Here is a 24129-nt window from a genome sequence, read left to right on the forward strand (position 1 = left end):
CCTAGTTCTGCGTATGGTCTACGCATAATAGCGTACGTCATACGCAGAAGGAGAACTGATCATGGCGATCACCACCACACCGGCACCGCGAGCGGGCCGACGGGAGTGGATCGGGCTCACCGTGCTGATGCTGCCGCTGCTCCTGGTCTCGATGGACGTGTCGGTGCTCTACTTCGCCGTCCCGTTCATCAGCGCGGAGTTGCGTCCCACCGCCACCGAGCAGCTCTGGATCTTCGACATCTACGGCTTCGTGCTGGCCGGGCTGCTCATCACCATGGGCGCTCTGGGGGACCGGATCGGCCGACGCCGGCTCCTGTTGATCGGCGCGGCCGCGTTTGGCGCGGCGTCGCTGCTGGCCGCGTACGCCGACAGCACCGCGACGCTCATCGCCGCGCGTGCCGTGCTCGGCGTCGGTGGGGCCACCCTGATGCCCTCGACGCTCGCGCTGGTGCGCAACATGTTTGACGACGCCAAGCAGCGCGGCACCGCCATCGCCGTCTGGACCGCCACTCTCACCGGCGGCATCGCGATCGGGCCGGTGCTCAGCGGCATCCTGCTGGAGCACTTCTGGTGGGGCTCGATCTTTTTGATCAACATCCCGGCGATGCTGATGTTGCTACTGCTCGTGCCGCTCCTGGTGCCCGAGTCTCGCAACCCGGCGACCGGGCGGTTCGACCTGGTCAGCGCGGCACTGTCGCTCGGGGCGCTGCTGCCGGTGATCTACGGCATCAAGGAGATGGCCCGGGACGGCCTCAGCCCGGCGCGCGTCCTCGCCATCGTCGGCGGTCTGCTGGTGGGGGCGCTCTTCCTGCACCGGCAGCGGACCCAGGCGTACCCGATGGTCGACCTCGCCCTGTTCCGCCGCCGCGGCTTCGCCGGATCGCTCGCTGTCAACCTGCTGGCGATGTTCGCCATCGTCGGCTTCGCCATCTTCACCACCCAGCACCTTCAGCTGGTGCTCGGCCTGAGCCCGCTGCGGGCGGCACTGTGGAGCCTCGTGCCGTCCCTCGCCGTGGGCGGAGTCGCGCCGGCCGCCGCCGCCCTCGCCCAGCGCGTCGAACGGGCGTACCTGATCGGTACGGGGTTCGGAATCGCCGTGGTCGGTTTCGTGGTGTTGACCCGGGTCACCCCGGAGACGCCGCTGTGGCTGCTGCTCGCCGGCGCCAGTGTCTACGCCGCCGGCCTGGTGATGGTGATGTCTCTCGTCACCGAGCTGGTCATCGGCGCGGCGCCGCCCGAGCAGGCAGGTGTCGCCTCGGCGCTGACCGAGTCCAGCAGCGAGCTGGGCGGTGCGCTGGGGATGGCGATCCTGGGCAGCGTGGGCGCGGCGGTCTACCGCCGCGAGATCGTCGACGGCCTTCCGGCCGGGCTGCCCGCCGACGCCGGAGCGGCGGCCCAGGAGACCCTGGGTGGTGCGCTCGCGGTCGCCCAGGGGTTGCCCGCGGAGCTGGCCGACGCGGTGCGGCACGCCGCCGGTGTGGCGTTCACCGACGGGCTGCACCTGGCCGCGTACGCCGCCATGGCGGTGATGCTGCTGGGCGCGCTCACCGCGCTCGTCGCGCTGCGTGGCGTCCGGCCGGCCGACCCTGCGGCGCTGGCCGCCGAGCCGACCGGTCCGGCCGACACGTCGTTGTCGTCGGTCAGTCGATGAGCACGTGCGCGAGCCGGTCGCGGAAACGCCGCTCGGAGTCGCTGACCGACTCGCCGCCGATGCCCAGCAGCCCACCGCTGGAAGCGGCGCCCACCACCTGCTCGGCGATCTTCACGAGCCAGTGCTTGTACGCGCCGGCCTCACCCTCGTCGACCCGCGCGGCCAGCAACGTGCCGGCCTCGCCGGCCCGCAGCAGCACGTCGTCGATGTACGCCCCCGGGTCGGCGGGCGCGATGACCGGCAGCTCCTCGCCGGCCTCCGGGTCACCGACCCGGGTGACGATCTCGCCGGCCACGGCGACCACCAGCGGGCTGGCGGACTCCCGGCCGGCGGCGATGGTCTCCAGTCCGGCCGCGTTCTCCGCCATGGTCCGGCGGGTGCCGTCGGACTCGGCGGCGCTCGCCGCGGTCAACACCGACTGTGGCAGGCCGACCAGCAGCCCCCACTCCTCGTCGGAGAAACCGAACCCGGTGTACGCCGGCTGCTCGATCACGACAACGCCCCTTCCGCCCTGCTCTTCTTGGTCAATCGGTGCTCTGCTTTGTCGATCCACCGGGGCCGCAACCGGCGCCCGGGTCAGGCTAGTCCAGTGTCAGCAGGCCCTGTTCGGACACCACGCGCACCGACAACGTCTTGTACCCGACCTCCTCGAAGAGGACGGTCATCTTGTCCTCCTCGTACGAGAGCACCATGCCCGGCCCCCACTCCGGGTGACGCACCTGACTGTGCACCGGGAACGGCCCGACCGCACCCTGGTCGGCCACGCTGGTGCCGTTGTGGCAGTTGTCGCAGTGCCCGCAGACGTCGCTCATCTGCTCGCCGAAGTAGGCCAGCAGGGTCTGCCCCCGGCAGGCCCTGGTCTCGGCGAAGGCCCGCATCATGTCGGTCCGGGACCGGGTCACCGTCTGCTGACGTTCCGCCTCGGCGAGGGCCGCCGCGGCGGCGTCCACCGCGGCGGGGGAGTAGCGCGGGGCGCCGATGCGCTGCCGGGCGCGCGGCTCGGCCGCGCCGACCTGCTCCAGCAGGGACAGGTACTGGCCCAGCTTGCGTGGCCCCAGGCCGGTGGTCTCGCGCAGTTCGGTCTTGGTGGCTGCCTTCTTGCGCAGCAGAGCGGCCAGGTCGCGCAGCTCGTTCTCGTCGGGCAGGCCGCCGCTGAAGAACCGCTGCAGGCCCACGTCCTCAGCCCGCCACAGCAGCAGGACCCGGGCGGGTTGCCCGTCGCGCCCGGCCCGGCCGATCTCCTGGAAGTAGCTGTCCGGCGAGTCGGGCAGCGCCATGTGCACCACCCAGGCGATGTTCGGCTTGTCGATGCCCATGCCGAACGCCGAGGTCGCCACCATGATCGGGACCTGGTCGGCGAGGAACGCCTCGTGCAGCTCCGCGCGGGCACCCATCGGCATCCCACCGTGGTAGAACTGCGCCGGGAAGTCGGCGTCGGTCAACCGGGTGGCCAGCTCCTCGGCGGCGCGGCGGGTCGGCACGTAGATGATCCCCGGCCGGCCCTCGTCGCGCAGCAGCGTCATCAGCCGTCGCCAGCGGTAGTCCTCGTCCGGGCAGTGGGCCACCTCGAGGAAGAGGTTGGGCCGGTCCAGCCCGGAGACCACCACGTCCGGATCGCGCAGCCGCAGCCGGGCGATGATGTCGTCGCGTACCGGCGGGGAGGCGGTGGCGGTGAGCGCCACCACCGGCGGCCTTCCGATGCCCTCGATGAGGTGCCCGAGCGCCAGGTAGTCGGGGCGGAAGTCGTGCCCCCAGGCCGAGATGCAGTGCGCCTCGTCGATCGCCACCAGCGCCGGCTTCAGCGCGGCGACCTCGGCCATCCGGTCCGGGTTGCTGAGCTGCTCCGGGGTGATGAAGAGGAACTCCGCCCGGCCCTCGCGGACGTCGGCGAGGGCCTCGGCCTGCTGGCTGGCGGACTCGTTCGAGCTGATCCGCACCGCCCGCAGCTCCGGGCGTTGCCGCTCGTTGAGGGAGGCGATCTGGTCCTGCTGAAGGGCGAGGAGCGGAGAGATCACCACGGTGGGACCGGGGATCAGACTGGCCGGGATCTGGTAGATCGCCGACTTGCCGGCACCGGTGGGCAGCACCACCAGGGCGTCGCGTCGCTTCATGACCGCGCGCATGGCGGCCAACTGGTTGGGCCGCAGCGCGTTCCAGCCGAACAGGCTGCGGGCGGCGCGGCGCAACGTCATCGAATGCGTGGACAGTTTCATCGAGGGCCGGAGGTACCCGAGCCCGGGACAACCGAAACGCATTCGGAAGATCATGGGCTCGGGTGCCAGGGGCTCAGCGCAGGCCGGGCAGGACCTCGCGCTGGTACAGGTCGAACAGACCCTGGTGGTGCGGGCCGGTGTTGGCCACGTAGACCTCGTCGAAGCCGGCCTTGGCGTACTTGTCGATCATCTCCAGGTGCGCGTCGGCGCTGTTGCCACAGACGAACGCCTTCTTGAGCATCTCCGGCTCGACCAGCTCGGAGGCCTGCTCGAAGTGCCGTGGCGAGGGGAGCACCTGGGACAGCTCACCCGGCACCCCCGCGTTGGGCCAGCGCTCGTACGCGATCCGCAACCCCTCGTCCTCGCTGTCCGCGTACGCCGCCTTGAATCCGGCCTGGCACGGCTTGTCGCCGCCGCCGTTCTCGCGGAAGCGGCGGACCATCTCGCCGTCGGGCATGGTGCTCACGTAGCCGTCGCCGATCCGGGCGGCCAGGTCGATGGCCTTCGGTCCGAAGCCGGAGACGTAGATCGGCGGGGGAGTGTCGGGCAGCGTGTAGATCCGGGCGTGCTCCACCGTGTAGTGCTTTCCGTGGTGGTTGACGAAACCGCCCTTCCACAGCTCCCGCAGCACCTCGACGGCCTCCTCCAGCATCTCCAGCCGGACGTCCGCCTGCGGCCACGCGTCGCCGAAGATGTGCTCGTTGAGGGCCTCGCCGGTGCCGACGCCGAGCACGAACCGTCCACCGTGCAGCACCGCGCTGGTCGCCGCCGCCTGGGCGATGACGGCCGGGTGGATCCGTACTGTCGGGCAGGTCACCGCCGTGGTGACAGGCAGCGAGCAGACCTGGCTGAGCGCGCCGATCATCGACCAGACGAACGGGCTCTGGCCCTGGGCGTCCACCCACGGGTGGTAGTGGTCGGAGATCCACAGAGCTTCGAAGCCGGCCTCTTCGGCACCGCGCGCCTGCGCCAGCAACTCGGCGGGCGTGTACTCCTCACTGGACAGAAAATATCCGATCTTCATGGCTTACCCCTTCGGCACGCGGACCTGCTGATGGGGAGAGCCCTACCCCGGCGGCGCCCGGTCACACCGGTTCTCGCCGCGGGCGGGTCAGCGTCGCCCGAACATCGCCCGGATCGCGGCGAGGAGCAGCAGGGCACCGACCACCAGGCCGAGCAGGCGTACGCCGGGGATGTCGGCCGGGCTCGTCGCGTCGGCCAGCAGGACGGGATCCATCCCCGCACTCTCCCCGGGGAACGGGCCGCCAGGCAACTGTAAGGTTTATTGACTATTGAATCGCTCAGTGTGACCATGGCAGAACCGCCTGCCGGTGGCGGTGCGCCGAGGGCGCGCGAGAGATGGGGTACGGGGGCCGCATGAGCGAGCGCAACCAGCGGATCGACGGGGGCGCACCGTCGCCGGTGATCGATCTCGATCACTGCGAGGGAGTGGCGTGACCACTTCCAACGGGCACCTCGCGGCGCTCGCCGCCTCCGTCCTGCAACCCGGCTTCGTCGGCACCACCCCACCGCACTGGGTGTGCCGCTGGCTCGGCGAGGGTCTCGGCTCGGTGGTGCTCTTCGCCCGCAACGTCGTCGACACCGAGCAGGTGACCGCCCTCACCGCGACGCTGCGCGCGGAACGGCCGGACGTCATCGTGGCGATCGACGAGGAGGCCGGCGACGTCACCCGGCTGGAGTCGGTGCACGGCAGCTCCCGGCCCGGCAACTTCGCCCTCGGGGCGGTCGACGACCCGGGGCTGACCGAGGCCGTCGCCCGGGACCTCGGCGCCGAGCTGGCCGCGGCGGGGATCACCCTCAACTACGCCCCGGACGCCGACGTCAACTCCAACCCGGCGAACCCGGTGATCGGCGTCCGTTCCTTCGGCGCCGACCCGGTGCTCGTCGCGCGGCACACCGCCGCCTGGGTCCGCGGGCTCCAGGCCGGCGGCGTCGCGGCCTGCGCCAAACACTTCCCCGGCCACGGCGACACCCGGGTCGACTCACACCACGACCTGCCCCGGATCACCGCCGACCGGGACCGGCTGGACGCCTGCGAACTGGCCCCGTTCCGCGCCGCTGTGGCCGCCGGGGTGCAGGCGGTGATGACCGGTCACCTGCTGGTGCCCGCCCTCGACCCGCACCTGCCGGCGACGTTGAGTCAGCGCATCCTGGGTGGGTTGCTCCGCGACGAACTGGGCTTCTCCGGTGTGGTGGTCACCGACGCGATGGAGATGCGCGCGGTCGCCGACCGGTACGGCTTCGCCGGGGCCACGGTCCGCGCCCTCGCCGCCGGGGCCGACGCCATCTGCATCGGCGGTGAACGGGCTGACGAGCAGGCCGCCCGCGAGCTGCGCGACGCCATCGTGGCCGCCGTCGTCTCCGGTGAGCTGCCCGAGGAGCGTCTTGCCGAGGCCGCCAAGCGCGTCGGTCAACTCGCCGCCTGGACGGTGGCCGCCCGCAACTCCGGCTTGGCCGGAGCGCGCGCCGCCGCCGACGTCGGGCTGGTCGCCGCCCGCCGGGCCGTCCGGGTCACCACCGCCCCGGGTACGACGGTCGCGCTGCCCCTCACCCGCGCGGCACACGTCGTCGAGTTCGAGCCGCCGCGCAACATCGCCATCGGCGCCGAAACCCCGTGGGGCATCGGCGGACCACTGACCGAGCTGCTGCCCGGCACCAGCACGGTCCGTTACGCCGAACCCGACGTGCCGGCGGACCCGGGCGCCGGGGCAGGCAGCCGCCCCCTGGTCCTGGTCGTCCGTGACCAGCACCGGCACGACTGGATGCGCGCCGCCGTGCACCGCGCGTTGGCCGCCCGCCCGGACGCCGTCGTGGTCGAGTTGGGCGTGCCCGAGCTGGTCACCGGGGCGGTGCACCTGGCCACCCACGGCGCCACCCGGGCCAGTGGACGGGCCGCCGCCGAGGTGCTCACCGGCGCCCTCTGACCGCCCGCGCTACGGGAGGTCGGCGACCAGGTCGGCGTACTCGGGGTGCTTGTCGATGAACGCGGCCATGAAGGGGCACTGCGGCACCACTGTCGTGCCGCGTGCCCGGAGCTGGTCCAGGGTGCCGCGGATCAGCGTGCCGCCCACCCCCTTGCCCTGAAAGCCCCGGTCCACCTCGGTGTGGGTGAAGACCAGCACCTCCCCGCGCGGCAGGTACGCGGTGAAGCCGGCCAGCGCGTCGTCGACAAGGATCTCGAAGCGGTGCTTCGCCGGGTTGTCCTCGACCAGGGTGCTCATCCGGCCATTCTCCCCGCCTGGTCGGCCAGCGCGTCGAGTTCGCCGAGCAAACGGTCCACCTCCTCGGCGGTGTTGTAGTGGTAGATGCTGGCCCGCACCGCGCCGCCGCTGTCGCGCAGACCCATCAGCTGGAAGTACTCGTAGGCGTAGTAGTCGCCGACGGAGAGGCAGAACCCGGCGGCACCCAACGCCTCCTGGGTGGCGGCCGGGGACATCCCGGCGACCCGGAACGAGATCGTCGGGCAGCGCCGCGCCGGCGAGCCGTAGACGGTGATCGCCGGCCGCTGCGCCAGCCCGGCGAGCAGCCGGTCCAGTAGCGCCTCCTCGTGCGCCTGGGCGGCAGCCAGCCCGGCCCGCAGCCGGTCCCGCCGGTCCCCGACCGCGTCCGGGTCCAGCCCCGCCAGGTGATCCACCGCCGCGGCCACGCCGGCCAGCAGCGGGAAGCTCGGCGTGCCGTACTCGAACCGGTCCGGCACCGCGTCGGAGGACGGCACCAGCTTCGCCGGGCGCAACGCCTCCCACCGGGCCGGGTCCGCCACCATCGCCGCCAGGTGCGGGCCGGACCACTTGTACGCGCTGGTGACCAGCACGTCGGCGCCGAGCGAGGCCAGGTCGGTCGGCCCGTGCGGCACCGAGTGCACCCCGTCGACGTGGACCAGCGCGCCGACCGCGTGCGCGGTCTTGGCGATCGCCGACACGTCCGGCATGGTGCCGATGGCGTTGCTGCCGGCGGTCACCGCGACCAACCGGGTCCGCTCACCCACCAGGTCCGCGTACTGGGCCGCGGGCAGCTCACCGGTGTGCCGGTCGACCTCGGCCCAGCGCACCGTCGCGCCGGCCGCCTCGGCGGCCTGCACCCACGGCCGCACGTTCGCGTCGTGGTCGAGCCGGGACACCACCACCTCGTCGCCCGGGCGCCAGGTCGCTCCGAGCGTGCGGGCCAGGGTGTACGTCAGCGCGGTCGCGCTCGGGCCGAGCACCACCCCGGCCGGGTCGGCGCCGAGCAGATCGGCCACCGCCGAGCGGGCTTCGGCCACCAGCTCCAACGACCGGCGGCCCGGGACGAAGGCGGCGCTGCGGTTGCCGACCGCCGACCTCATGGCATCGGTGACCGCGTCGATCACACCGGCTGCGGTCTGGGTGCCGCCGGCACCATCGAAGTGGACGAAGCCCTCGGTCAGGGCGGGGTACGCGGCCCGGGTGCGGGCGATGTCGAACGGCATGTCCCGGACCCTAGCCGGTGCTCCTCGTACGCTGGTCGGCCGCCAGGTGATCACCGTTGGGCGGTGTCGTCGCGGATGTCTCGTACTCTTGGCGGGGTGACGAACCGACCCGCCACCATGCCCATTCCCGCCGTCCGCCGCGCCGCCGGTCTCTTCGCCGGTCTGGCGCTCGGCCTCGCCGTGCTCGCCGGGTGCAGCTCCCAGGGCGCCTCCACCGACTGTGCGCTGGACGCCTGCACGGTCACCTTCGAGCGGGGTGTCGACGCGAGGACCACCATCCTGGGCGTCGAGGCCAAGCTGGTCGGCGCCGAGGGTGACCAGGTGACCGTCGAGGTCGCTGGTGAGCAGCTCACCCTCACCACCGGCCAGCAGGCCGCCGAGGCCGGGGGCTTCGCTGTCACCCTGGACAGCGTGACCGACCAGCAGGTCAAGATCCGCGTAGCGCGCAACCCGGGCAGCTGATCCGGGCGGGCGGCGGTGGCCGACGTTTGGGAATCTTCAGAATCGGAGATTGTGACGCCATGTCACTCACCCGTAGCGCCGAAGCCACCGCCTCCCGAACGGCGGACAGCCGGTGGCTGGAACTCCTCGCCCGGGCCGGCTTCATCGGCTACGGCATCGTCCATCTCCTCTTCGCCTGGTTGGCGTTGCAGATCGCGTTCGGTACGTCGTCCGACGACGGCGACCAGTCCGGCGCGCTGCGTACCCTCTCCGCTCAGCCCCTCGGCAAGTTCCTGGTCATCGCCGTCGCGGTCGGCCTGCTCGCGATGGCGATCTGGCAGGCGCTGGAGGCGGCGGTCGGGCACCGCGCCGAGCGCGGCAAGGAGCGGGTCATGGAGCGGGTCGCCTCGGCCGGCCGGACCATCGTCTACCTCTACTTCGCCTGGACCGCCTTCAAGGTCTTCTCCGACGCCTCGTCGAACAGCGCCGACCAGCAGGAGGCGTTGACCGGCAAGCTGATGACCTCCAGCGGTGGCCGCTGGCTTGTCGGCCTGGCCGGGCTGGTCGTCGCCGCGATCGGCATCGGCCTGGCGATCTACGGCGCCCGGAAGAAGTTCGAGAAGCACCTCAAGACCGGCGAGATGAGCCCGAAGACCCGCCAGCTCGCCCGCCGGCTGGGCATGGCCGGATACATCGCCAAGGGCGTCGCCTACGGCATCGCCGGTCTGCTGGTCATCGTGGCGGCGGTGAACTACGACCCGGAGAAGGCCCGTGGTCTGGACGCCGCGCTGCACACCCTGCAAGAGCAGTCGTACGGCACGTTCCTGCTGGCCCTGGTCGCCCTCGGCATCGCCGCCTTCGGCGTCTACTGCTTCCTCCAGTCCCGGTACCGCAAGGTCTGAGCTGGTCGATTCTGAGGATGACGGGCACTCTTGGGCTTTTGCCCGGAGTGCCCGTCGTTTGATCGAAGGGAAGCAACCGAAGCCGTGCAGAACTATCTCGAAACGGCCGTCGCCGCGCTCGTCGCGGCGGCGGTCGCCCTGTTCCTGGTCGAGGTCGTCCACCGGTTGACCCGGCGGTTCGGCCGCCGGTCACTGCTGTTGACCGAGTTGACCGACCACGCGCACCGCCCGTTCCAGGTCGCCGCGACGGTCCTGGCCGTGCAGTTCGCCGTCCGCTTCAGCACCGGGTACGCGGTCGGCGAGAGCTGGCGACGGCTCCTGCTGCACCTGCTCATCCTCGGCGTCATCGCCACAGTGGCCTGGCTGGTCGCCTGCCTGCTGGTCGTCGTGGAGGACACCGCGCTGGCCCGGTTCCGGGTCGACGTACCGGACAACCGGCACGCCCGACGGGTACGGACCCAGGTGGTGATGCTGCGCCGACTGACCATCGCGGTGATCGTCATCCTGGCCGTCGGCGTGATGCTGATGACGTTCCCCAGCGTGCGGGGCATCGGCGCCGGTGTGCTGACCTCGGCCGGTGTGGTCGGTGTGGTGGCCGCGCTCGCCGCACAGAGCCTGCTCGGCAACGTCTTCGCCGGCGTCCAGCTCGCCTTCAGCGATGCCGTCCGGCTCGACGACGTCGTCGTTGTCGAGGGGGAGTGGGGCCGCATCGAGGAGTTGACCCTCAGCTACGTCGTCGTGCAGATCTGGGACGACCGTCGGTTGATCCTGCCCACCTCGTACTTCACCAGCAAGCCGTTCCAGAACTGGACCCGGACGGAGGCGGCAGTGCTCGGCACCGCCGAGTTCGACGTCGACTGGGCGGTGCCCGTGCAGACCATGCGCGAGGAGCTGCGCCGCCTCGTCGAGGGCACCGAACTGTGGGACGGACGGGTCTGCGTCCTGCAGGTCACCGACGCCACCGGCGGGACGGTCCGGCTGCGCGCGCTGGTCAGCGCCGCCGACGCCGGCAGCCTGTGGGACCTGCGCTGTCTCGTCCGGGAACACCTGGTCGCCTGGATCCGGGACAACCGCCCGACGGCGATGCCGCGGCTCCGCACCGAGCTGGGCGACTCCAACAGCAACCTGTCCTGGCAGTGGGTGCAGCCGAGGCGGCCGGCCCGCCGCCTGTCCGACACCGAGGCGCCCGACGACGCCCGTGTCTTCGGTGGCAGCGACGACGGCGACGCCCGAAGCGAAGCCTTCGTAGGCCCCGAAGAAACCCGCCCCTGACACCTCGCCCACCCCGCCCTGCTCTGCCCTGCCCCGCCCTGCCCCGCCCTGCCCTGCCCCGCAAGATCGTGCAACTTCCTGGTTGTAGTGGCCTCCATCCCCGTCGAGGCCACTACAACCAGGATCGAGCGCGATCTTGCGCGACAGACCTCGACGATCATGGAGTTGACGGGTGGGTACGCCTGGTTTGTCCCCGCCAACCTCATGATCACCGCTGCGAGAGGGGTGGGGTGGGGCGGGGAGCGGGGGTGGGTGGTTGGTTTCGGAGGTTTGGTTGGGCTTGGGTGGGGGATGTGCTGCCTGACGTCTCTGGTGTGATCGTGGCGACTGGCGGCGGATCAGCGGCGCGGCGTCCGGACAAGCGGGACGGTGAGCTGGCTGGCGCGCTTTAGGATTGACGAGCGACGACTTCGGGCATACAGCGCGGTGATGAGGAAAGGAGGACAGCATGGCTGACGTGGCGAAAGCCCGCACATCCCAGAATGGGAGCGAGCCCTCCACCGCCGAGTTGGTGCAGCGGGCCACCGAGCAGATTTCCCGCCTCGTACGGGACGAACTGACGCTGGCCCGAGCGGAGTTGACCCAGAAGGGTAAGCACGCGGGCATCGGGATCGGCCTGTTCGGCGGCGGTGGCGCGCTCGCCTTCTTCGGTCTGGGTGCGCTGGTCGCCACGGCGATCCTGTTGCTCGACCTGGTGTTGCCCGCCTGGGCGGCGGCGCTGATCGTGGCGGTGGCGTGTTTCCTGGTGGCCGGCGTCCTCGCCCTGGTGGGCAAGAAGCAGGTCAGCCGTGCTGTCCCGCCGGTGCCGGCGGCCACGGTCCGTAGCCTCCGGGCAGACATGGACACCGTCACTGCCGCGGTGAAGGACAGGGGGCGGCAATGACCGGTAACGGGACCGGCGACACGGAGGCCCTCCGCGAGGAGATCCGTCGCACCCGGGTCGAGTTGGGCGAGACGATGGAGGCGTTGGCCGCCAAGGCCGACGTCAAGGCGCGTCTCAAGGAGTCCGCCGAGCAGGCCAAGGAGCGGATGCGGGAGCAGGCGGCGCAGACCGTCGCTCGGGTCCGCGGACAGGCCGCGCGTGGCGCCGGAATGGCGCGGGCGCAGGCATACGAAAAGGGCGAGTTGGTACGCGCACAGGCGTACGACAAGAGCGAGTTGGTGCGCCGCAACCCGGTGCCGTGGGCGGCCATCGCGGCCGGCGCGGTGGCCACCGTGGTGGTGCTGATGATCGTGCGGGGGAGGCGTAGGTGAGCAGGAGCATCGGCAAGGTCGCGTACCGGCCGGTCGGCGTGTTGTTGGGTATCGCCGCGGGCACGGTGGCCGGGGCGATCTTCCGGCAGGTCTGGAAGGCCACCGCGGGCGACGGTGAGGCGCCCAACGCGACCGACGAGGATCGCGGCTGGGGCGAGATCCTGGCCGCCGCGGCGTTGCAGGGGGCCATCTTCGCTGTCGTCCGGGCCGCCGTGGACCGGGGTGGCGCGGTCGGCGTACGCCGGATGACCGGCAGTTGGCCGGACTGACCAGCAGCGACTTCAGCCCCCTTCCCGCATCGATGGGAAGGGGGCTTTCGCATGGCATCGCACGCCGCCCAGCGCGCCTGAGGCATCCGTCAGGTCACATGTCGGAGAAATTCGTCGGAGAGGTCGTGACAGACTTTTTACCTCCGTGATTTGCTGGTCCCCGCTGTTGCGAGATGGCGTGGGTTGAGAGAAGTCTCCGTCGTGGGGCTGCCTCAGGCACCGCTGCTCAAAAACGGCCAATCGGCCGGACGGCGTGCACGGCCGCCAGTTTTTCGAGGGAGATACACATGGCTCAGGGAACCGTGAAGTGGTTCAACGCTGACAAGGGCTTCGGCTTCATCACCGTCGATGGTGGGGGTGCTGACGTGTTCGTCCACTTCTCGGCCATCCAGACCAGCGGCTACCGCTCGCTGGAGGAGAACCAGCGGGTGGAGTTCGAGATTGCTCAGGGTCAGAAGGGCCCGCAGGCTGAGCAGGTCCGTCCCATCTGAGTAGGACGGCCGGCCCCCGCCGGCCAGTGGGACGATCCGGCTCACGGGTCACGGTAAAGCCCCGCATCCCGGTTGGGATGCGGGGCTTTCGCCTGTTCAGGCTCGCCGCTGCGGCGAGCGGTCAGCGTCGACGCGAGCGCAGGCCGAGCCAGAGCACGATCAGCCCGACCACCGTCACGATCGGGCCGATCACGGCCCAGATCTTCTCGTCGGTCATCACGCTGCCACTGACGTAGCCGAGGCCCTGGACCGTCCACACCGCACCGATCACCACGGCCAGCAGGCCGAGGGTGAGCGGAAGCCAACCTCTCATCGCGTCCCCTCTCTGCCACCCGGGGCGGCGCGCCGCCGTCCAGCATCGCCGGCCGGGTGGCGTGACGCGAGCACCCCGGGCGCGCGGGTCACCACCGGTCGTGCACCTGCGGGCGGATCAGCTCGTCGTAGGTGTCGCGGACGGCTGCCAACTGCTCGTCGGTGAGCGGGGACAGGTCCGCCGCGGCGGCGTTGCGTCGGGCCTGGTCGGCGTCGCGGGCACCGGGGATGACCACTGTGACGCCCGCCTGGTCCAGCACCCAGCGCAGGGCGAACTGCGCCATCGTGCGGTCCGCGTCGACGAGCGGGGCCAGCCGGCGTACGGCGGCCAGACCTCGATCGAAGTCGACCCCGGAGAACGTCTCGCCGACGTCGAAGGCGGCGCCCTGCCGGTTGAAGTTGCGGTGGTCGTCGGCGGGGAACTCGGTGTGCTCGTCGTAGCGGCCGGAGAGCAGGCCACTGGCGAGCGGCACGCGGGCGATGATGCCGACGCCGGCTGCCGCCGCGGCCGGCAGCACCTGCTCCAGGGGCTTGTGGCGGACCGCGTTGAGGATGATCTGGACGCTCGCCACCCCCGGTCGGGCGATCGCGGTGAGGGCCTGGTCGCAGGTCTCGACGCTGACTCCGTACCCGGCGACGGCCTTCTCGGCGACGAGGGTGTCCAGACCGTCGAAGACCTCGTCTGAGGCGAAGACCTCGGTGGGCGGGCAGTGCAACTGGACCAGGTCCAGGGTGTCCATGCCCAGGTTGGCCCGGGAGCGGTCGGTCCACTGCCGGAAGTTGGCCAGGGTGTACGCCTCCGGCCGCTGCTCGACGCGGCGGCCCATCTTGGTGGCGACGGTCAGCCCGGCGTCGGGTCGGGTGCGCAGGAAGCGGCCGATCAGCTGCTCGCTGCGGCCGTCGCCGTACACGTCGGCGGTGTCGAGGAAGGTGACCCCGGCGTCCACGGCGGCGGCGAGCACCGCCATCGCGTCGTCCTCGCTGACGGTGCCCCAGTCGGCGCCGAGTTGCCACGCGCCCAGGCCGACCGCGCCAACGGTCCGGCCGAGCCGGTTGAAGCTGCGCTGTTCCATGCCCCGAGCCTAGTGACCGGGTTGCGACCCTGCCACGCGAGCCGTACGGTCAGCAGTACGGACGTACGGTTTGGGAGGCGATCATGTGGAACCCGACGACCTACCTGCGCTTCGGCGACGAGCGATCCCGGCCGTTTCACGACCTTCTCGCCCGGATCCCGGCCGAGCGCCCCCGGGCGGTGGTCGACCTCGGCTGCGGCCCCGGCCAGCTCACCGCCATCCTCGCCGAGCGCTGGCCGACCAGCCGGGTGCGCGGCCTCGACTCCTCAGCCGAGATGATCGAGCGGGCCGAGACCCTCGGCGCGCCTGTCGACTTCGCGGTCGCCGACCTGCGCGACTGGCGTCCGACCGGCGACGACGACGTGGTGGTCAGCAACGCAGCCCTGCAGTGGGTTCCCGGCCACCAGGAGCTGCTGCGCCGCTGGGCCACCGATCTGCCCGCCGGCGCCTGGCTCGCCATGCAGGTCCCCGGCAACTTCGCCGCCGACTCACACCGCGCCCTGCGCGAGGTGGCCGACCGGCCGACCTGGCGCGCCGAGGTCGCCCCGCTGCTGCGCGCGGACCCGGTCGACGACCCGGCCGACTACGCGGCGCTACTGACCGCCGTCGGCTGCGCGGTGGACGCCTGGGAGACTACCTACGTGCACCTGCTGCCGGCTCGACCCGCCGCCGAGCACCCGGTGCTGGCCTGGATGGAGGGCACCGCGCTGCGCCCGGTCCGGGCCGCACTGGACGCAGCCGGCTGGTCCGCCTTCCGGGCCGAGCTGGGGGTACGGCTCACCGCGGCGTACCCGGTGCGGCAGGGTCAGGTGTACTTCCCGTTCCGCCGCGTCTTCGTCGTCGCCCGCACCGGCGACCATGCCCAGGAGAATCCGTGACCGACCTGTCCACCTTCATCGCCGGCCTGCCCAAGGTGGAGCTGCACGTGCACCACGTCGGCTCCGCCCTGCCCCGGACCGTCGCCGAGTTGGCGGCGCGCCACGAGGGGCGCACTCCCGTGCCGGCCGACCCGGACGCGCTCGCCAGCTACTTCGAGTTCCGCGACTTCGCGCACTTCGTCGAGGTCTACCTGAGCGTCGTGGATCTCATCCGCGACCCGGAGGACGTCTGGATCCTCACCCACGAGGTGGCCCGCGAACTGGCCCGCCAACAGGTCCGGTATGCGGAGCTGACCATCACCCCGTACTCGCACGTCCGACGGGGCATTCCCGCGCCAGCGTTCTGCGAGGCCATCGAGGACGCCCGCAGGCGCGCCCTGACCGACTTCGGCATCGAGCTGCGCTGGTGCTTCGACATCCCCGGCGAGGCCGGGCTGCCGGCAGCCGAGGAGACGCTGCGCATCGCGCTGGACGAGCGTCCGGACGGGCTGGTCAGTTTCGGTCTGGGCGGCCCGGAGATCGGCGTGCCCCGACCGCAGTTCCGGCCCTACTTCGACCAGGCCCGCGCCGCCGGGCTGCGCTCGGTGCCGCACGCCGGGGAGACCACCGGGCCGCAGACCGTCTGGGACGCGCTGAACGAGTTGGGTGCCGAGCGGATCGGGCACGGCATCTCCGCCGCGCAGGACCCGCAGCTGCTCGCGTACCTGGCCGAGCGGCAGATCGGGATGGAGGTCTGCCCGACGTCCAACGTGCGGACCCGGGCGGTCGCCACCCTCGACGAGCACCCGCTGCGTCAGCTCGTCGACGCCGGGCTGCTGGTCACCATCAACTCCGACGACCCGCCGATGTTCGGCACCACCCTCAACGACGAGTACGCGGTGGCCGCCCGCCTGCTCGGTGTCGGTGCCGAGGGACTGGCCGGGCTGGCCCGCAACGCGGTGACCGCGTCCTTCCTGGACGCCGCCGGCCAGCAGCGGATCCTCGCCGAGATCGACGCGTACCTCGCCACCGCCGGCTGAGCTGGACTGCCGCTCGGGTGCCGGCCGGGCCGGTTGGTTGAGCAGGGCGCGCGGCGGGAGCGTGGGTGTGGGGGGACCTGTGACTCCCGCCGCGCGCGCGGCTCCACCGGCCGTGGGTGCGTGGTGCGCTCGGCCGGTGGAACTGGTGGGTTCGTGCCCTGAATCCTGTCAGCCCACGGCCGATCCGACGCGGTCGTTAACCGCGATCTAAGGAAGACTTGCGCCGGCGCACAGCCCCGGGCCTGGCCGGGTCAGTCGTCGGTGGGGCGCTGGCGGGGCCAGCGACGTGCGGTGGCCTTCGTGTCCCGGGCGTCGCGGGCCATCCGACCGACCAGACCGAAGCGGCTGACCTGCCGGGGTGTTGCCTCCGGGTCGGCGAGCAGCATCACCACACTGGCCCCGCCCAGCCGGGCGCGGTCGATGCTCACCGAGCCGTTGGCCTGCAACGCGACCCGCTTGGCGATGTCCAGCCCGAGCCCGGTCGAGCCCTGGTCACTGGCGCCGCGGCGCAGCGCGCGGTCCGGGTTGGCGATGCCGGGGCCGGCGTCGTCGATCCGGATCGCCACGTAACCGTCGCGCCGGGACACCGCCACCTCGAACGCGGTGCCCTGCGGCGTGTAGCGGAAGACGTTGCCGATGACCGCGTCCAGCGCGGCGGCCAGTTCGGCCCGCGGCACCGGCGCCGGGATGCGCAGCTGGGCGCCGTTGACCCGGTGCGGCCGGTTCTGGTCGCCGGCCAACGCCGCCCAGAACACCATCCGGTCCCGGACCACCTCGCTGACGTCGCACATCGCCGGCCCGGCCTCGAGCGCCACCGTCTTGCGGGTGGTCTTGATCAGCACGTCGATCTCACCCTCCAGGGTGACGATCGCCTGCCGGATCCGCCGGATCCCCCGCAGCCGGTCCAACTCAGCCGGGCTGAACGAACCCACGCTGGTGTCGTCGGACTCCAACGCCTCCGCGTCCAACCGCAGCACCGTCAACGGGGTACGCAGACGATGCGACAGGTCGGCCACCAACTCCCGCTCGTCGGTGCGGGCGGCGTCCAGGCGGTCCGCCATCCGGTTGAAGGCGTACCCGGCCTCGGCCAGCTCGCGCGGACCGGTCGGCTCGACGCGTACGCCGAGGTCGCCGTCGCCGATGGAGAGCGCGGCCTTGACCAGACCGCGGGTGGAGTCCACCGCACGGGCAGCGACCCGGTCGACCACCAGCACCGCCGCGCCGGCCATCGCCGCCCCGACAGCGAACAGCAGCAACCAGGTGCCGCCGGCGCCCTCGCCCAGCGTCGACTCCGGAAGGAACACCTCGACCACGGCCGTCCGGTCACCGAGCACCACCGGGTCGAGCCGGGCCACACCCCCGTCGACGTCGACGACGAGCGACTGGCGCTCGGAGCGGGCCCGGTCCAGGTCGCTGCCGCTGGCCCGACCAGCGGATTCGTCCAACCCCAACCCGTGCACCACGGGCCGGGTGGGTGCGCCCTCGGCGCTGGCCACCATGGCACGCTCGACGACCGCCGGGTCGGTGCTGACCGCCAGCGCGCCGGTCACCAGCGCGCTGCGCCGGGCCGCGTCGGCGATCGCCTCGTCCCGGTTCTGCTCCCGCAGGCTGAGCCCGAGCGGGATCAGGAACGCGAGCGCGACGAGACTGCACATGCCGGCCGTGAGCAGGGCCAGCGCCGTCCTCAGTCCGGTGCCACCAGCCGGAATCCGACCCCCCGCACGGTGCGCAGGTAGCGCGGCTTCGCCGCGGACTCGCCCATCTTTCTGCGGAGCCAGTACAGGTGAACGTCGATTGTCTGATCCTCGCCGACCGATGGCTGCCGCCATACCTCCTCCAAGAGTTCCCGGCGGGACACTACCCGCCCAGGTCGTGCGGCGAGATACGCCAACAGGTCGAATTCCTTGCGGGTCAGCGCCAGCGGCTCCCCGTCGAGCTGGGCGCTGCGCTCGCCCACGTCCACCCGCAGCCCGCCAACACTGTGCACGGCGGGCTGCACGGACCGACTGGCCCGGCCGGCCCGGCGCAGCACTGTGGTGATCCGGGCATCCAGGTGTGCGCCGGTGAACGGCTTGACCATGTAGTCGTCGGCGCCGGCCCGCAGCAGCTTGACCACCGACTGCTCGTCGTCGCGGGCGGTGGCGATGATGATCGGAACGTCGGTGATGCCGCGCAACATCCGCAGCGCGTCCGAGCCGTCCAGGTCGGGTAGGCCGAGGTCGAGCACCACCAGGTCGGGTGTCTCCGCGGCCACCCGACGCAGGGCGTCCAACGCCGTACCCACGGCGTGCACGGCATGCCCCCGGTCGGTGAGGGACCGCAGCATCGCGCCGCGTACGACGTGATCGTCTTCGACCAGGAGCACGGAGGCCACGACAAGACCGTACTTGGCCTGGCAAGTTGATCGCGTTGCGGCGTGCCCGGCGACCGGGCAAGCTGGTACGACGATGCCGTTCACCCTGTTCGCCGATGCCCGCCTGGCGCTCGCCCGGGACAGCCTCGCCGGTCTCTCCACCGGCGACGCGCTCGGCGCGCAGTACTTCCTACCGGTGTCGGCGCCGGTGGATCTCGCCGCCGACGCGCTGCCGCTGTCGCCCTGGGAATGGACCGACGACACCGAGATGGCCTGTTCGGTCTTCGCCCAGTTGGCCGACTCCGCCGGCATCGACCGGGACCGGCTGGCCCTCTCCTTCGCGCAGCGGTGCACCGAGCGACGGGGCTACGGTTCGGGCGCGATGCTCATCCTGGGGCTGATCCGGGCCGGCACCCCGTGGCCGCTGGCCGCCGCCTCCGCCTTCGACGGGCAGGGCTCCTGCGGCAACGGTGCGGCGATGCGGGTCGGCCCGCTGGGCGCGTACTTCGCCGACTCGACAGCGCGCGCCGCAGCGCAGGCGCGCGCGTCCGCCGAGGTGACGCACGCGCACCCGGAGGGGATCGCCGGGGCGGTCGCTGTCGCCGTCGCCGCCGCGCTGGCCGCCCGGGCCCGCCTCGACGGACACCGGCCGGCCCCGGAGCGGCTCCTCGCCGGGATCGCCGCCGCGCTCGACCCGGGCACCGAGGTGCATCGGGGCGTACACCGGGCGGCCGGGCTGCTCGGCCGGCCGTTGCCCCGGGTGGTGGCGGAGCTCGGCAACGGCTCCCGGGTGACCGCCCAGGACACCGTCGGGTTCACCCTCTGGGTGGCCGCCACCCACCTCGACGACTATCCGGCGGCCATCGAGACGTGCGTACGGGCCGGTGGTGACGTGGACACCACGGCGGCCATCGCCGGAGCGGTGGTGGCGGCGCACACCGGCGTCGGCACCCCCGGCGGGGTGCCCGCGCAGTGGCTGGCCGCCCGCGAACCGTTACCTACCTGGCTGCCCTGAGCACCCGGGGCTGCCCTGGCCGGCCGGAGGTTGCCCCTGTGCGGGCTGCCCTGCGCTGGCGCCCGCCCTGGGCCTGAGCGGCCCGCGATCAACTCGCTTTCCTGCAAATTGGCCTGTCCGGGCGGCGGGGATGCCGCGGTTTCCTGGAAGCCGAGTGGATCACCGCGATGTCGCGGAGACAGCGGGCTGCGGGTCGGCGGGCTGCGGGTCGGTCGGCGTCCGGTCGGCGGACTGTGCGGTCTCGTCCGCGTGGCCAGTTGTCTCGGTGAGCGTCGTGGCGTCGCTCGCGCGGCCACCCGCCGTGGAGGGCTGTGCGGTCTTGTCCGCGCGGCCGGTTATCTCGGCCAGGGTCGCGGCCGTGTCGGGCGTCGCGGCCTCGTCCGGGTCGCCGGTCACCTCGGCGAGCGCGGTGGCCTCTCCCGGGTCGCGTCGGCGCCACCGGCTGAGCAACCAGCCGATCGCCGCGCCGCCGCCCAGGCCGGCGAGCAGGCCGGCGGCCAGCAACCCGTCGGCACTGCCCTCGTCCGCACCGCCCGATCGGGCCGGCGGTGCCGCGTCCGCACCGTTGTCCAGAGCATCAGGCACACCGGCAGCATCGGGCACGCCGGCCGCCGGGCCGCCGTGGCCGCCGCCGTGCGCGCCCGGACCCGCCGCGCCGGGCGCCGCCGGCAGCAGGGTCAGCGCCGGGGCCCGGTGCGGACCGGTGGCGTCCGCCCACCGGACCACAGTGCCATCGGCGTACGTCTGGACGACCTCGAAGGTGAGCCGCTCGGCCTGCGGCATCGGCCCCATGGAGAGCGCCAACCGAGCCGGCCCCGGGTCGCTCGCACCGACCCGGACCCAGGTCACCGCGGTCGTCACAGTGCTCACCCCGGAGGAGTGGATGCCGGGCAGCGGCTTGTCCAGGGTGCGGGAGCTGAGCCGGGGCGCCCAGCCGTCCACCGACATGGGGTAGACCTCGGCGATCGGCGCGTCGGCCGGCAGCCGTACCTCGATCTGCTTGGTCTTCGTGCCGGCCCGCTCCTCCGGGACGCTGAACTCCAGCCGTACCGCCTCGCCCTGCCGGGCCTCGGTCGGGGTGGTCGTCACGTCTGCCGCGTACGCCGTGCCAGGCCAGAGCAGCAGCCCAGCGGCGGTCACCGCGGTCGCCGCCACGATCCGCCGCCGACGGCCACCGCCGTACGTGCTCGCCATGTCGTGCCCCCATCCGTGTCGGCGTGGCCGGTACCGGTTTCCGGCCACACCTTCTAGTTCGGCTGCGAGGCGCGAAAGGTTCAACGTCGGCGGTAAGCAGGTGCCCTTCCCGGTCGGGGGCGGGGCGACCGATAGCATCGGCAGGAGCCGAGGATCGGCACCGTTTCGTACCACTTGGAGGAGTCACCGTGTCCGCACCCCGTACCCCCGCAGTGGCCGACCCCGTCGTCGTCGCCGCCGGGACCACGGCGGCCGACGCGGTGGCCGCGGCCGGACTGCCCGCGAACGGTCCCAAGGCGATCGTCGTGGTCCGCGACCCGCAGGGCCAGCTGCGCGACCTGGACTGGGCGCCGGCCGAGGAGACCGTCGTCGAGCCGGTCACCCTGGATTCGCCCGACGGGCTCAACGTGCTGCGCCACTCCACCGCGCACGTCCTCGCCCAGGCCGTGCAGGACATCTTCCCCGAGGCCAAGCTCGGCATCGGCCCGCCCATCGAGAACGGCTTCTACTACGACTTCGACGTCGACAAGCCGTTCCAGCCCGACGACCTCAGCAAGCTCGAGAAGCGCATGCAGGAGATCATCAAGTCCGGGCAGCGGTTCCGTCGCCGCCGCTTCGGCAGCCTGGACGAGGCGCGCTCCGAGCTGGCCGACGAGCCGTTCAAGCTGGAGTTGATCGAGGTCAAGGGCGAGGGCCTGGACACCGACGAGGTGATGGAGGTGGGCGGCGGCGAGCTGACCATCTACGACAACCTCGACGCCAAGGAGGACAAGGTCTGCTGGTCGGACCTGTGCCGGGGCCCGCACCTGCCGACCACCCGACTGATCGGCGCGTTCAAGCTGATGCGCTCCGCCGCCGCGTACTGGCGGGGGTCGGAGAAGAACCCCCAACTGCAGCGGGTGTACGGCACCGCGTGGCCGACCCGCGACGAGCTGAAGGCGTACCTGAAGCTGTTGGAGGAGGCCGCCCGGCGCGACCACCGCAAGCTCGGCGCGGACCTCGACCTGTTCAGCTTCCCCGACGAGATCGGCTCCGGCCTGGCGGTCTTCCACCCCAAGGGCGGCATCATCCGTCGCGAGATGGAGCACTACTCGCGGCGGCGGCACGAGGAGGCGGGGTACGAGTTCGTCAACACCCCGCACATCACCAAGGCGCAGCTGTTCCAGACCTCCGGTCACCTGCCGTACTACGCGGACACCATGTTCCCGCCCATGCAGCTGGAGGGCGCGGACTACTACCTCAAGGCGATGAACTGCCCGATGCACAACCTGATCTTCAGGTCGCGCGGGCGGTCATACCGGGAGCTGCCGCTGCGGATGTTCGAGTTCGGCACCGTCTACCGGTACGAGAAGTCCGGTGTCGTGCACGGCCTCACCCGGGTCCGCGGCCTGACCCAGGACGACTCGCACATCTACTGCACCCGTGAGCAGATGGCCGGCGAGCTGTCCACGCTGCTCAGCTTCGTGCTCGACCTGCTACGCGACTACGGCCTGGACGACTTCTACCTGGAGCTGTCGACCCGGGACGACTCGCCCAAGTTCATCGGGGCCGACGAGGACTGGGCCGAGGCCACCGAGGCGCTGCGGACCGCCGCCGCGACCTCCGGCCTGGACCTGGTTCCCGACCCGGGCGGCGCGGCGTTCTACGGGCCGAAGATCTCCGTGCAGGCCCGTGACGCCATCGGCCGGACCTGGCAGATGTCCACCATCCAGGTCGACTTCAACCAGCCGGAGCGGTTCGCGTTGGAGTACCAGGCCGCCGACGGTAGCCGGCAGCGGCCCGTGATGATCCACCGTGCGCTGTTCGGGTCGATCGAGCGGTTCTTCGGGGTGCTCACCGAGCACTACGCTGGCGCGTTCCCGGCCTGGCTCGCGCCGGTGCAGGTGGTGGGCATTCCGATCCGCGAGGACCACACCGACTACCTGCACGGCTTTGTCGCGGCGCTGCGTGCCGAGGGCATCCGGGCCCAGGTGGACGCGGGTGACGACCGGATGCAGAAGAAGATCCGGACGGCGCAGCAGCAGAAGATCCCGTTCATGGTGATCGCCGGTGACGACGACGTGGCCGCCGGCACGGTCTCCTTCCGCTACCGCGACGGCTCCCAGCGCAACGGGGTGCCGGTCGCTGAGGCGGTGACCCACGTGCTGGACGTTGTCAGCTCACGGACCAACATCGGCCCGTCCGCCGCGGCGGAGTAACGGGACCACCGCACGGCGCGGTCCGTCCGCACGGTGCGGTCCGTTCGCGCGGTGCGGTCCGTTCGCGCGGTGCGGTCCGTCCGCGTGGTGCGGTCCGTTCGCGCGGTCTGCGTGGTGCGGTCCGTCCGCGCGGTCTGCGTGGTGCGGCCCGCCCGCCCGCCGCATGATCGTGCTCGATCCAGGAAGTAGTGGCCTCCCTGGTATGGGAGGCCACTACTTCCATGTTCGGGCGGGATCTTCGCCGGGAGGTCGGCGCGGGAGGTCGGCGCGGGTGGGACCGACGCCGGGAGGTTGGCGCGGGGGGCCCGACGCCGGGAGGCCGGCGTGGGGTGTCAGATGCCGCAGTTCGGCGCTGACCAGCCTCCGACCGCCGCCACGTGCGTGTGGTCGTTGTGATCGGGGTAGCCGGGGCCGAGGATCTGCCCGAAGCCGTGGTTGCGGGCCTGCTGCGCCAATCGGCAGAACGACGGGGAGCCGACCAGGTCCACCCCGTCGCCGTACAGGTGTCGGCTGTTCGAGGCTCCGCCGACGGCGCTGTTGCAGGCGTAGCTGCGGAAGCTGCTGCTGATCGCGATGCCCACGTCGCCGAGGGCGTGTCGCATGGCCTGGAGCTTCCACATCGAGACGAGCGCGTTGAACCGGGCGGTGCTCGCCGAGACCGCACCGCCGGACCAGTCGCTGTTGCACTTGTTCAGCTCGGCGTAGCTGAAGTTGGCCGGGGTGCAGTCGTCGTCCTGGAGGGCGTAGAGCCGGTTGAACGTCTGGGGGCCGGCGATGCCGTCGGCGGGCAGCCCGTACGCCTGCTGGAAGCGGATCACCGCCGATCGGGTGGCCGGGCCGTACGCGCCGTCGAGGGTGAGCACCGCGCCGTAGCCGGGGTAGCCGGCGACCCGGATCTGGAGTTGCCGGACATCCTCGCCGGACGCCCCCTGGGACAGGGTGCGTCCCCAGGTGTAGCAGCCGTCCGCCTGGGCCGCGCCGGCAGTGAGGGTGACGCCGGCCACTGTGGTGGCGGCGGTCATCGCCAGTGCCGCGAGGAACCTGCCGAGCCGTCGGTACATGTAGCCCTCCATTAATGCATGGAAGTACGTGGATGGATGGAAGTTTCATGCCTCTGCCTTGATCCGTC

At 71.9% G+C, this 24129-nt stretch carries 25 protein-coding genes; 13 read left to right on the top strand and 12 right to left on the bottom strand.

Annotation, left to right across the window (positions count from 1 at the left end; all coding sequences use genetic code 11):
* Nucleotides 1–61: 61 nt before the first annotated feature.
* Nucleotides 62–1651 (top strand): MFS transporter, encoded by a 1590-nt coding sequence (locus ACFYPG_RS19680; protein ID WP_387353250.1) that lies wholly within the window; start codon nt 62–64, stop codon nt 1649–1651.
* On the opposite strand, the gene ACFYPG_RS19685 is transcribed toward ACFYPG_RS19680, so the two are convergent.
* The 4 genes from ACFYPG_RS19685 to ACFYPG_RS19700 all read right to left on the bottom strand — a co-directional run bounded on the left by ACFYPG_RS19685 (nt 1641) and on the right by ACFYPG_RS19700 (nt 5101).
* Nucleotides 1641–2144: a hypothetical protein gene (locus ACFYPG_RS19685; protein WP_355007238.1), complete on the bottom strand. Its 504-nt coding sequence runs from the start codon at nt 2142–2144 to the stop codon at nt 1641–1643. The genes ACFYPG_RS19680 and ACFYPG_RS19685 overlap by 11 nt on opposite strands.
* A gap of 88 nt (nt 2145–2232) precedes the next feature.
* On the bottom strand, nt 2233–3864 hold the full coding sequence (locus ACFYPG_RS19690) for a RecQ family ATP-dependent DNA helicase (RefSeq protein WP_355007239.1): 1632 nt from the start codon (nt 3862–3864) through the stop codon (nt 2233–2235).
* A gap of 73 nt (nt 3865–3937) precedes the next feature.
* A complete protein-coding gene (locus ACFYPG_RS19695) occupies nt 3938–4888 on the bottom strand; it encodes a TIGR03557 family F420-dependent LLM class oxidoreductase (RefSeq protein WP_355007240.1) in 951 nt (316 codons plus the stop codon).
* Nucleotides 4889–4975: 87 nt separating this feature from the next.
* On the bottom strand, nt 4976–5101 hold the full coding sequence (locus ACFYPG_RS19700) for a hypothetical protein (protein ID WP_255750123.1): 126 nt from the start codon (nt 5099–5101) through the stop codon (nt 4976–4978).
* A gap of 217 nt (nt 5102–5318) precedes the next feature.
* Here ACFYPG_RS19700 and ACFYPG_RS19705 point away from each other — a divergent pair, with 217 nt between their 5' ends.
* Entirely contained in the window at nt 5319–6809 is a 1491-nt protein-coding gene (locus ACFYPG_RS19705) for a glycoside hydrolase family 3 protein (RefSeq protein WP_387353252.1), read from the top strand.
* 9 nt (nt 6810–6818) lie between these two features.
* Here the strand turns inward: ACFYPG_RS19705 and ACFYPG_RS19710 are convergent, their stop codons facing one another.
* Both ACFYPG_RS19710 and ACFYPG_RS19715 read right to left on the bottom strand, forming a co-directional pair.
* Nucleotides 6819–7106, bottom strand: a complete 288-nt coding sequence (locus ACFYPG_RS19710) for a GNAT family N-acetyltransferase (RefSeq protein WP_210785216.1) — start codon at nt 7104–7106, stop codon at nt 6819–6821.
* Nucleotides 7103–8329 carry a cysteine desulfurase-like protein gene (locus ACFYPG_RS19715; protein WP_355007242.1) on the bottom strand — a complete coding sequence of 409 codons (1227 nt, stop codon included), beginning with the start codon at nt 8327–8329 and terminating at the stop codon, nt 7103–7105. Before ACFYPG_RS19715 ends, ACFYPG_RS19710 begins: the two co-directional genes overlap by 4 nt.
* Before the next feature lie 96 nt (nt 8330–8425).
* Between ACFYPG_RS19715 and ACFYPG_RS19720 the strand changes: the two genes are divergently transcribed.
* The 7 genes from ACFYPG_RS19720 to ACFYPG_RS19750 all read left to right on the top strand — a co-directional run bounded on the left by ACFYPG_RS19720 (nt 8426) and on the right by ACFYPG_RS19750 (nt 12958).
* The gene (locus ACFYPG_RS19720) at nt 8426–8791 is read left to right on the top strand and encodes a hypothetical protein (RefSeq protein ID WP_355007243.1); all 366 of its coding nucleotides are present in this window, start codon (nt 8426–8428) and stop codon (nt 8789–8791) included.
* A gap of 59 nt (nt 8792–8850) precedes the next feature.
* Complete coding sequence (locus ACFYPG_RS19725) at nt 8851–9672, top strand: DUF1206 domain-containing protein (RefSeq protein ID WP_355007244.1); 822 nt, start codon at nt 8851–8853, stop codon at nt 9670–9672.
* An 84-nt stretch (nt 9673–9756) separates the two neighbouring features.
* Entirely contained in the window at nt 9757–10944 is a 1188-nt protein-coding gene (locus ACFYPG_RS19730) for a mechanosensitive ion channel family protein (protein WP_387353254.1), read from the top strand.
* Between the two features lie 448 nt (nt 10945–11392).
* Nucleotides 11393–11827: a phage holin family protein gene (locus ACFYPG_RS19735; protein ID WP_355007246.1), complete on the top strand. Its 435-nt coding sequence runs from the start codon at nt 11393–11395 to the stop codon at nt 11825–11827.
* On the top strand, nt 11824–12198 hold the full coding sequence (locus tag ACFYPG_RS19740) for a DUF3618 domain-containing protein (RefSeq protein WP_355007247.1): 375 nt from the start codon (nt 11824–11826) through the stop codon (nt 12196–12198). Before ACFYPG_RS19735 ends, ACFYPG_RS19740 begins: the two co-directional genes overlap by 4 nt.
* Nucleotides 12195–12467, top strand: a complete 273-nt coding sequence (locus ACFYPG_RS19745; RefSeq protein WP_387353257.1) for a DUF4235 domain-containing protein — start codon at nt 12195–12197, stop codon at nt 12465–12467. The genes ACFYPG_RS19740 and ACFYPG_RS19745 overlap by 4 nt, the downstream gene beginning before the upstream one ends.
* A gap of 287 nt (nt 12468–12754) precedes the next feature.
* On the top strand, nt 12755–12958 hold the full coding sequence (locus ACFYPG_RS19750; protein ID WP_030338233.1) for a cold-shock protein: 204 nt from the start codon (nt 12755–12757) through the stop codon (nt 12956–12958).
* Between the two features lie 121 nt (nt 12959–13079).
* Here ACFYPG_RS19750 and ACFYPG_RS19755 read toward each other — a convergent pair whose 3' ends face one another.
* Both ACFYPG_RS19755 and ACFYPG_RS19760 read right to left on the bottom strand, forming a co-directional pair.
* The gene (locus ACFYPG_RS19755; RefSeq protein WP_355007249.1) at nt 13080–13271 is read right to left on the bottom strand and encodes a hypothetical protein; all 192 of its coding nucleotides are present in this window, start codon (nt 13269–13271) and stop codon (nt 13080–13082) included.
* An 88-nt stretch (nt 13272–13359) separates the two neighbouring features.
* Nucleotides 13360–14343: an aldo/keto reductase gene (locus tag ACFYPG_RS19760; RefSeq protein ID WP_355007250.1), complete on the bottom strand. Its 984-nt coding sequence runs from the start codon at nt 14341–14343 to the stop codon at nt 13360–13362.
* A gap of 83 nt (nt 14344–14426) precedes the next feature.
* Between ACFYPG_RS19760 and ACFYPG_RS19765 the strand changes: the two genes are divergently transcribed.
* Complete coding sequence (locus ACFYPG_RS19765; protein ID WP_387353260.1) at nt 14427–15221, top strand: trans-aconitate 2-methyltransferase; 795 nt, start codon at nt 14427–14429, stop codon at nt 15219–15221.
* Nucleotides 15218–16240, top strand: coding sequence for an adenosine deaminase (locus ACFYPG_RS19770; RefSeq protein ID WP_387353261.1), 1023 nt, complete (start codon nt 15218–15220; stop codon nt 16238–16240). The genes ACFYPG_RS19765 and ACFYPG_RS19770 overlap by 4 nt, the downstream gene beginning before the upstream one ends.
* Before the next feature lie 251 nt (nt 16241–16491).
* Here ACFYPG_RS19770 and ACFYPG_RS19775 read toward each other — a convergent pair whose 3' ends face one another.
* Complete coding sequence (locus ACFYPG_RS19775) at nt 16492–17895, bottom strand: ATP-binding protein (RefSeq protein WP_387353263.1); 1404 nt, start codon at nt 17893–17895, stop codon at nt 16492–16494.
* Between the two features lie 29 nt (nt 17896–17924).
* Complete coding sequence (locus ACFYPG_RS19780; RefSeq protein ID WP_091401712.1) at nt 17925–18614, bottom strand: response regulator transcription factor; 690 nt, start codon at nt 18612–18614, stop codon at nt 17925–17927.
* A gap of 73 nt (nt 18615–18687) precedes the next feature.
* Between ACFYPG_RS19780 and ACFYPG_RS19785 the strand changes: the two genes are divergently transcribed.
* Complete coding sequence (locus ACFYPG_RS19785) at nt 18688–19608, top strand: ADP-ribosylglycohydrolase family protein (RefSeq protein ID WP_387353265.1); 921 nt, start codon at nt 18688–18690, stop codon at nt 19606–19608.
* A gap of 159 nt (nt 19609–19767) precedes the next feature.
* On the opposite strand, the gene ACFYPG_RS19790 is transcribed toward ACFYPG_RS19785, so the two are convergent.
* Nucleotides 19768–20802 carry a DUF1775 domain-containing protein gene (locus ACFYPG_RS19790; protein ID WP_387353267.1) on the bottom strand — a complete coding sequence of 345 codons (1035 nt, stop codon included), beginning with the start codon at nt 20800–20802 and terminating at the stop codon, nt 19768–19770.
* Nucleotides 20803–20990: 188 nt separating this feature from the next.
* Between ACFYPG_RS19790 and thrS the strand changes: the two genes are divergently transcribed.
* On the top strand, nt 20991–23000 hold the full coding sequence (gene thrS, locus ACFYPG_RS19795; protein WP_355007256.1) for a threonine--tRNA ligase: 2010 nt from the start codon (nt 20991–20993) through the stop codon (nt 22998–23000).
* Between the two features lie 332 nt (nt 23001–23332).
* Here thrS and ACFYPG_RS19800 read toward each other — a convergent pair whose 3' ends face one another.
* Nucleotides 23333–24073: a D-Ala-D-Ala carboxypeptidase family metallohydrolase gene (locus ACFYPG_RS19800; RefSeq protein ID WP_355007257.1), complete on the bottom strand. Its 741-nt coding sequence runs from the start codon at nt 24071–24073 to the stop codon at nt 23333–23335.
* Between the last annotated feature and the right edge of the window lie 56 nt (nt 24074–24129).

It is taken from the genome of Micromonospora sp. NPDC005553, from assembly GCF_042871765.1.
Lineage (GTDB): Bacteria > Actinomycetota > Actinomycetes > Mycobacteriales > Micromonosporaceae > Micromonospora.

What these genes read in the sequence shown, in the direction of transcription:
- ACFYPG_RS19680 (WP_387353250.1), top strand. Translation starts at nt 62, where the DNA reads ATGGCGATCACCACCACACCGGCACCGCGAGCGGGCCGACGGGAGTGG.
- ACFYPG_RS19690 (WP_355007239.1), bottom strand. Translation starts at nt 3,864, where the DNA reads ATGAAACTGTCCACGCATTCGATGACGTTGCGCCGCGCCGCCCGCAGC.
- ACFYPG_RS19695 (WP_355007240.1), bottom strand. Translation starts at nt 4,888, where the DNA reads ATGAAGATCGGATATTTTCTGTCCAGTGAGGAGTACACGCCCGCCGAG.
- ACFYPG_RS19700 (WP_255750123.1), bottom strand. Translation starts at nt 5,101, where the DNA reads ATGGATCCCGTCCTGCTGGCCGACGCGACGAGCCCGGCCGACATCCCC.
- ACFYPG_RS19710 (WP_210785216.1), bottom strand. Translation starts at nt 7,106, where the DNA reads ATGAGCACCCTGGTCGAGGACAACCCGGCGAAGCACCGCTTCGAGATC.
- ACFYPG_RS19715 (WP_355007242.1), bottom strand. Translation starts at nt 8,329, where the DNA reads ATGCCGTTCGACATCGCCCGCACCCGGGCCGCGTACCCCGCCCTGACC.
- ACFYPG_RS19725 (WP_355007244.1), top strand. Translation starts at nt 8,851, where the DNA reads ATGTCACTCACCCGTAGCGCCGAAGCCACCGCCTCCCGAACGGCGGAC.
- ACFYPG_RS19735 (WP_355007246.1), top strand. Translation starts at nt 11,393, where the DNA reads ATGGCTGACGTGGCGAAAGCCCGCACATCCCAGAATGGGAGCGAGCCC.
- ACFYPG_RS19740 (WP_355007247.1), top strand. Translation starts at nt 11,824, where the DNA reads ATGACCGGTAACGGGACCGGCGACACGGAGGCCCTCCGCGAGGAGATC.
- ACFYPG_RS19750 (WP_030338233.1), top strand. Translation starts at nt 12,755, where the DNA reads ATGGCTCAGGGAACCGTGAAGTGGTTCAACGCTGACAAGGGCTTCGGC.
- ACFYPG_RS19755 (WP_355007249.1), bottom strand. Translation starts at nt 13,271, where the DNA reads ATGAGAGGTTGGCTTCCGCTCACCCTCGGCCTGCTGGCCGTGGTGATC.
- ACFYPG_RS19760 (WP_355007250.1), bottom strand. Translation starts at nt 14,343, where the DNA reads ATGGAACAGCGCAGCTTCAACCGGCTCGGCCGGACCGTTGGCGCGGTC.
- ACFYPG_RS19765 (WP_387353260.1), top strand. Translation starts at nt 14,427, where the DNA reads ATGTGGAACCCGACGACCTACCTGCGCTTCGGCGACGAGCGATCCCGG.
- ACFYPG_RS19775 (WP_387353263.1), bottom strand. Translation starts at nt 17,895, where the DNA reads ATGTGCAGTCTCGTCGCGCTCGCGTTCCTGATCCCGCTCGGGCTCAGC.
- ACFYPG_RS19785 (WP_387353265.1), top strand. Translation starts at nt 18,688, where the DNA reads ATGCCGTTCACCCTGTTCGCCGATGCCCGCCTGGCGCTCGCCCGGGAC.
- ACFYPG_RS19790 (WP_387353267.1), bottom strand. Translation starts at nt 20,802, where the DNA reads ATGGCGAGCACGTACGGCGGTGGCCGTCGGCGGCGGATCGTGGCGGCG.
- ACFYPG_RS19800 (WP_355007257.1), bottom strand. Translation starts at nt 24,073, where the DNA reads ATGGAGGGCTACATGTACCGACGGCTCGGCAGGTTCCTCGCGGCACTG.